Genomic DNA, 1,315 nt, shown 5'->3' with positions numbered 1-1,315 from the left:
GAACGATTTTTTTATCGTTTAAACATCAGTCATAAGGAGTTATCATGAGCTTTAAATTCAAAAATATTGGATTTTGCTTTTTTATTTTCGGTCTTTTTCACTTTTCTTTTGCATTTGGTGGGCTTGATAAAGCTAATACCTTGCTTAATAATGTTAATACAGCTCTGTATGGTTTAGCTGCAATTACTGTAACTATTGCATTTTTAATTGTTGGTTATAAGATACTTTTTGGTGGTCAGACAATACGAGAATGTATCCCAATTATCATTGGTGCAATTATCATCGCTTCAGCTTCAAGTCTTGGTGCATTTTTTATTAGTTAATTTGATTGGTGAATAGGATATGCAGCTCCATCCTTTATTTAAAGGTCTTACTCGTCCTGCTATGCTTTTTGGTGTGCCAATAACACCTCTTTTTCTAGTTGTTGGCGGAATATTTGTGTTATCTGTAATAGTGCATCAAATATTGCTTTGCATATTTATTTTACCCGCAGTCTTTATTCTAAAAATGATGGCAAAGAAAGATGATTTTATCTTTCGCTTGTATTTTCTAAAAATACAGATCTTTACTCATCCTCTTGTAAGAAGATTCTATAAAACAAAAACATTTAGTGCAATGAAATATACAAAAATGCCTAAAAATCACAATTTTCCTAAACTCTCATTATTTGAATTACATACCAATCCTGCCTTAGAAAAATTTATCCCCTATAGCTCACTTATTGCCGATGGTGTAGTTATTACAAAAGATTGTATGTTACTTGCAACATGGGAGGTAAGCGGCAAGGGCAAAGTGGTGGCGGTAAAACAGTGTTTATGAACTTTTTAGTGAATCAGATGATGAAATACGCTAATGAAAAAACTTTTAGTGTAAATACTCCAAAAGAAAAAAGAAAATTCAGTCTCGTCTATCTTGATAAAGATAAGGGGGCATTAGGCAATATTCTTTGTGCTGGTGGGAGATATATTAGTATTGAAAATGGTGTGCCAACAGGATTTAATCCATTTATGGTTGATAATACGCAGAATAACATAAGAGGTTTGCAAGAACTAATGAAGCTTTGTGTAACAAGAAAAGGTGAGATTCTTAACACAAAAGAGGAGAAAAAGCTTAATGACGCCATTCTCTTTATTATGAATCAGTTTGAAAAAGAGGAAAGAAAATATCCTATTTCTTTACTTTTAGAAAATATTACAGAAGATACCAATGATAATAATTCATTAAAATCAAGGCTTAGTGCGTTTCAAAGAGGAAAACAATTTGGTTGGGTTTTTGATAATGAAAAGGATATTTTAGATTTTCCAGACAATACTCA

1 protein-coding gene and 1 pseudogene are annotated in these 1,315 nt (G+C 31.6%); both read left to right on the top strand.

Annotated elements, in window-relative coordinates; translation table 11 throughout:
• Positions 1-44 precede the first annotated feature (44 nt).
• A complete protein-coding gene (locus LS81_RS10955) occupies positions 45-323 on the top strand; it encodes a TrbC/VirB2 family protein (RefSeq protein ID WP_052096670.1) in 279 nt (92 codons plus the stop codon).
• 19 nt (positions 324-342) lie between these two features.
• A pseudogene (locus LS81_RS12560) lies at positions 343-1,315 on the top strand (VirB3 family type IV secretion system protein); the annotation flags it as partial.

The sequence above is a fragment of the Helicobacter trogontum genome, from assembly GCF_000765905.2.
GTDB classification, from domain to species: domain Bacteria; phylum Campylobacterota; class Campylobacteria; order Campylobacterales; family Helicobacteraceae; genus Helicobacter_A; species Helicobacter_A trogontum.
Note: the sequence above shows the minus strand (reverse complement) of the source record. Positions and strands in the feature narration are given on the sequence as shown.